The 5,005-nt window shown below is 59.2% G+C and carries 7 protein-coding genes; 3 read left to right on the top strand and 4 right to left on the bottom strand.

The window, feature by feature from the left end; genetic code table 11:
• Positions 1-186: 186 nt before the first annotated feature.
• Together ACI94_RS05605 and ACI94_RS05600 are read right to left on the bottom strand one after the other, a co-directional pair.
• Positions 187-513, bottom strand: coding sequence for a YbjQ family protein (locus ACI94_RS05605; RefSeq protein WP_066958529.1), 327 nt, complete (start codon positions 511-513; stop codon positions 187-189).
• A 6-nt stretch (positions 514-519) separates the two neighbouring features.
• Complete coding sequence (locus tag ACI94_RS05600) at positions 520-696, bottom strand: hypothetical protein (RefSeq protein WP_169795901.1); 177 nt, start codon at positions 694-696, stop codon at positions 520-522.
• Between the two features lie 211 nt (positions 697-907).
• Here ACI94_RS05600 and ACI94_RS05595 point away from each other — a divergent pair, with 211 nt between their 5' ends.
• The gene (locus ACI94_RS05595) at positions 908-1,759 is read left to right on the top strand and encodes a sulfide/dihydroorotate dehydrogenase-like FAD/NAD-binding protein (RefSeq protein ID WP_066958527.1); all 852 of its coding nucleotides are present in this window, start codon (positions 908-910) and stop codon (positions 1,757-1,759) included.
• Positions 1,752-3,095 carry an NADPH-dependent glutamate synthase gene (gltA, locus tag ACI94_RS05590; protein WP_286681196.1) on the top strand — a complete coding sequence of 448 codons (1,344 nt, stop codon included), beginning with the start codon at positions 1,752-1,754 and terminating at the stop codon, positions 3,093-3,095. Before ACI94_RS05595 ends, gltA begins: the two co-directional genes overlap by 8 nt.
• A 180-nt stretch (positions 3,096-3,275) precedes the next feature.
• Here gltA and ACI94_RS05585 read toward each other — a convergent pair whose 3' ends face one another.
• Positions 3,276-4,112: a PGF-CTERM sorting domain-containing protein gene (locus ACI94_RS05585; protein ID WP_286681195.1), complete on the bottom strand. Its 837-nt coding sequence runs from the start codon at positions 4,110-4,112 to the stop codon at positions 3,276-3,278.
• A 33-nt stretch (positions 4,113-4,145) separates the two neighbouring features.
• A complete protein-coding gene (locus tag ACI94_RS05580) occupies positions 4,146-4,679 on the bottom strand; it encodes a transglutaminase family protein (RefSeq protein WP_286681194.1) in 534 nt (177 codons plus the stop codon).
• A gap of 63 nt (positions 4,680-4,742) precedes the next feature.
• Here ACI94_RS05580 and ACI94_RS05575 point away from each other — a divergent pair.
• Positions 4,743-5,005 (top strand): hypothetical protein (locus ACI94_RS05575; RefSeq protein WP_286681193.1); only part of this gene is annotated, 263 nt, incomplete at its 3' end.

The raw sequence follows: 5,005 nt of genomic DNA, 5'->3' as shown, positions 1-5,005 counted from the left end.
GTGCTCAAACTCCTTTCCCTGCGGGAAAGTCGTTCCGCCCCCAAGGGGGCGGGCAGTGCATGACGATTGCCGATGGAAATTTGTTCAAGGGCTTTTGAAACTATCTGGATTTCGTTGACTTACGAATCTCAGCAAAAAGAAAATCAGGCCCCCCAACCCGGGGAACCCCAAAAACCCTTGCTTTCCTTACTTCTTCCTCGGGACGAGCTTCACCGCCGTCCCGTAGGCAAGGAGTTCAGCCGCTGTCGCCATTGTCTGGGACGTGGTGAACCGGATGTTCACGACCGCATCGGCCCCGAGGTCGCGTGCGGCGTTGGCCATTCGGTTGTACGCTTCAGTCCGTGCGTCGGAGAGCATCTCGGTGTACTCCTCGAGTTCCCCGCCGACGAGGCTCTTTAACCCGGCCATGACGTCTTTTCCTACGTGCTTCGTTCGTACCGTGTTGCCGAAGACCACGCCGAGGATCTCTCCTATCTCGTAGCCCGGCACCTCTTCAGTCGTTGTCAGTATCATCTTGCATCACTCTTGCATCGCTTCGATCTTTTCTTCGCGCCCTTGCCAGATGATCAGCGCAAGGCCGAGCACAATGAGCGGGACGCCGTATATGAGGAGGAATGGGAGCGTGAGAATCGCTATGACCGCGATCACCACACCGATGGCGGTCAGGGCAACCCCCCAACGTACCGGACTCCGCATACCTAACTCTGAGACGGACACGGGGATAAACCGTTCGCATTCCCCGTCCGGATCCGGATTATCTGTCTAAGCTCCGGAGGATCGCTGCGGCATCGATCGGCAGTAGCCTGCATGTGATAGCTGAAGTAAAGAGGCTGGAGCCACAATATGTATGAAAAGTTTGGGTGCGTCTCGATGTTAGGATCGGTCAGCACCGTCAGGAGTGAAGTAGTTGTATAAAATAGAAAAGGCGACCAAACTCGCCGACCGAGTTTATGAATTCTGGATACGCGCGCCGCATGTGGCGCAGCACGCGCGGGCAGGCCAGTTTCTTATCCTGCGCCTGCACGAGGCGGGCGAGCGGATACCACTCACTATCTCTGCGGTCAGGGAAGACGCTGTCAGAGTGATCTTTATGACCGTCGGCAAGACGACCGAGGAACTAGCGACGCTCCGTGCGGGCGATCGCATCACGGACGTCGTTGGGCCGCTTGGGAAACCGAGCGAGATCGCCAACTACGGCACCTGCTGCGTCATCGGCGGGGGTGTCGGGATCGCGAGCACGCCCCCCATCGCGAAGGAACTAAAAGATGCCGGCAACCACGTCATCGGGATCATCGGGGCGCGCAGCGCCGATCTTCTCATCCTCGAGGATGAGATGCGGGAGATCTGTGACGAACTCTACATCACGACCGATGACGGGAGCAAGGGCGTCCACGGATTTGCAAGTGATGTCTTAAAGAAACTGCTTGAGGAGCGCACGCTCGACCGGGTCTGGATCATCGGCCCCGCCATCATGATGAAGGTCACCTCTGGCGTGACGGTGCCCTACAACGTGAAGACCTACGTCAGCCTCAACCCGATCATGGTCGACGGAACGGGAATGTGCGGCTCCTGCCGGGTGACCGTCGGTGGGGAGACGAAGTTCGCCTGCGTCGACGGTCCCGAGTTCGACGCCCACCAGGTGGACTTTAACGAACTGATGCAGCGCCAGCGTATCTATACCGCACAGGAGAAGGTCTCGCTTGAGCGGTTTGCGGAGCACCGGTGCCGGTGCGGCGAGGGGGGTCACCGCCATGAGTGATCGGCCGGCAGACGTAAGGATCCGCGACTTTGGTGAGGTCGATATCGGTCTTTCCACGGACGAGGCTATCAACGAGGCGGCGCGGTGCCTGCAATGCAAGAGACCGCTCTGTGTTCGGGGTTGCCCGGTCGGCATCGATATCCCCGCGTTTATCCGCGAGGTCGCGGAAGGCAACTTCCCGGCAGCTGCACGGGCACTCAAGGAGCAGAACATGCTCCCCGCCATCTGCGGCAGGGTCTGCCCGCAGGAGACACAGTGCGAGGGCGTCTGCATCCTCGGCAACAGAGATGCCCCGATCCGGATCGGAGCGATCGAGCGGTTCGTGGCCGACTGGGAACGGGCAAACGGGCCCGATCTCCCTGAGGTGGCAAAGCCGACCGGAAGGCGTGTGGCCGTCGTTGGGTCCGGTCCGGCCGGGCTGACGGCCGCGGCCGAACTCGCCCGCGCCGGTCACGCCGTCACGATCTTTGAGTCGCTCCACGAGGCCGGTGGTGTTCTGACCTACGGCATCCCTGCGTTCAGGCTCCCGAAAGATGTCGTCAAAGCGGAGATCGACCAGGTTCTCGCTCTCGGCGCCCGGTTAAAGAAGAATCACGTTGTGGGAAGAAGCATCGGCGTGGACGAACTCCTCTCTTACGATGCGGTCTTCCTCGCGACCGGGGCGGGGCTCCCCGCGTTCATGGGCATCCCCGGCGAGAACTTAAACGGTGTCTACTCTGCAAACGAGTTCCTGACGAGGGTGAACCTGATGCACGCCGAGGCGTTCCCGGAGTTCGACACCCCGGTCTTGCATGCGGCTCGCGTTGCGGTGATCGGCGGCGGCAACGTCGCGATGGACGCCGCCCGGGTGGCACGCCGTCTGGGAGCAAAGGTCTTTCTGATCTACCGGCGCGGCGAAGAAGAGATGCCGGCACGAAGAGCGGAGGTCGTTCATGCAAAGGAGGAAGGGATCGAGTTTTACACCTGCGCCAATCCGGTCCGGATCCTTGGCGATCAGCACGTCACAGGGATCGAGTGCGTGAAGATGGCCCTCTGCGGTATCGACGCGAGCGGTCGCCGCTCTCCAAAGCCGATCGAGGGAAGCGAGTTCACCCTTGATGTGGATATGGTCATCCAGGCAATCGGCACAAGCCCGAACCCGCTCCTTGTCTCTCTGATCCCGGGCCTTGAGCGCGGACGGAAGGGCAACGTCATCGTCGACGAGAACGGTCGGACGTCTATTCCCCACGTCTACGCCGCCGGTGACATCGTCACCGGCGCGGCGACGGTGATCGAGGCTATGGGCTCGGCGAAGAAGGCAGCTGCGGCGATCAACGCGATGTTGAAGGGAGAGTAAACTTTTTTTTTGGATCGGCCCGGGGACAAGGCCGGGTCCAACCCGTTCTTCAGGTGTGCCGCCTGGAGGGGCGATGTTTCACCAAAGCGGAGTTCGAGCGGGATGCCCCCTCATGCCCGGATGGGCAGGCGCGCATGCCGGACAGGAGCGTTTGCAAAGGGCGTATCCGCCGCCCCGACCCTATCTCCGCTTCCGGTACAGGACGAAACTCATCCCTACGCCAAAAGCCGCGAGGATCGTTCCGAACCCCGGCGTCGTCGTCCGGAGCGACTGCCCGGGCGCCAGGTCCGAGGGGATCTGCACGACGTCCGTCTCCCGACCGGCCCGAACGGTGATCTCCCAGACTATCCGGTCGCTGTCGTAGACTTTCAGCACGACGTTCTCGACGCAGGCGCCCGGAGACTGCCCGGAGAGGACCTGCGCCTCCGCTTCGGCTCTCCCGACCGTGAGGTTCTCTTCCGAGATGTAGGTGGTGGAGACGATCTCTCCTCCCGAGAGGTCGACGATGTACTCCGTGAACACGCCGGTATCGTTGATGAAGTAGACCTGCGCCCGAGAAGGTTTGGACGTGATCTCCTCATAGCGGTTGGGGGATTGATTCTCGACGTACGACCGCACCCCGCCGTCGTTGCTGAGCGCCGGGTACTTCGCAAAAATCTTCGGGAAGGTGAGTTCCGCGGCCAGGGGCAGCGCCTCATCGCAGCCGATAATCCAGATTTGCCCGATGGACTGTTCGCCGCCGTGTTCATCGGCTCTAATCTTGTTTAAATAGACGAGCTGTTCTTCGCAGGCGTTCGCCGGCACGATGTACACGTACTCATGCGTGTGGTTGTACGTGCTCTCATGCCACCAGATCTCCCCATGTTCAGCGATGAATGCGGTGATCGTCTCGTTGGTCTTCGCGTTCGGGTGAACCCCAAACAGAATTCCCGTCTGGTTTCCCTGCCCAGGGAGAGGCGTCACGACCGCATCTGCGGGTATGCTGCAGACAAGCACCGCAAGGATGAGACCGAGCATCAGAAGGACAACGCTTTTCGACATAAAAAAGGGTTAGTTATACCTCGGAACCTCTCCGAGGAGAATCTGCGTTCTGAAATCTTCGTACCTGAGAATGCCATCGCCGGTTGGGTCGTTCGGGTCCTGCGTGTAATAGGAGTCATCGGCGTCACCGTAGATGGTGATGTTGATGTGGTTGTTTCCCGCTGCCCTGTAAACCTGGGGATTGTCAAATACATCCCATGTTGGATCCGAGTGGATCCAGGCATTTCCATTCCATGATTCTGCAATAGCATGCCCTGTTATATTACCGGAAGGCAGTTCCATGGTGAACGATAGGAATCGCGTCGGGATGCCCAGTGCGCGGGTGAAGGCGGTATACAGGGTCCCATACTCATCGCAGACCCCTTGATATTTTCCGTTTATGGGAGACGGATGGTCTAGGGTATACAGATCAGAAAATATATACTCAACGTACATTGTTTCGTTATTATATTCCATCATATCATGAACCCGTTGCATTATTTCGTAGGCAGACTGATACGGCTCTGTCGTACCATCAGCTGCCTGCGCTGCTTCGAGTAACACCCTATATCCCTCACTGAATGGGAAATGATATAGATCACTTGTCTCGAGGTTTTCTCCGCCGCGATGGCGAGGTACGGACCGAAACCGCCGAGCGACATCCCCGCCAGCAGGAAGCAGCATCCCATGATGATATACGCGGCGACCAGCCCCAGGCCGAATATTAACGAGTTCAGAAGACTGCTTCTCAGCCCTTTGCCCGACCCGGTGACGTACACCAGGATGAATCCGAGTATTGCCATCAGGCAGGGTGAGAACCCGGAGAAAAGGCCCAGGGAGAATGCAAACGGGATATTCCAGTTAATCGGCGGCGAGTTCTCCTGCGGCTG

Source organism: Methanoculleus sp. DTU007 (assembly GCF_001512385.1).
Taxonomy (GTDB): domain Archaea; phylum Halobacteriota; class Methanomicrobia; order Methanomicrobiales; family Methanoculleaceae; genus Methanoculleus; species Methanoculleus thermophilus.
This window is presented reverse-complemented; position numbering and strand designations above follow the sequence as displayed.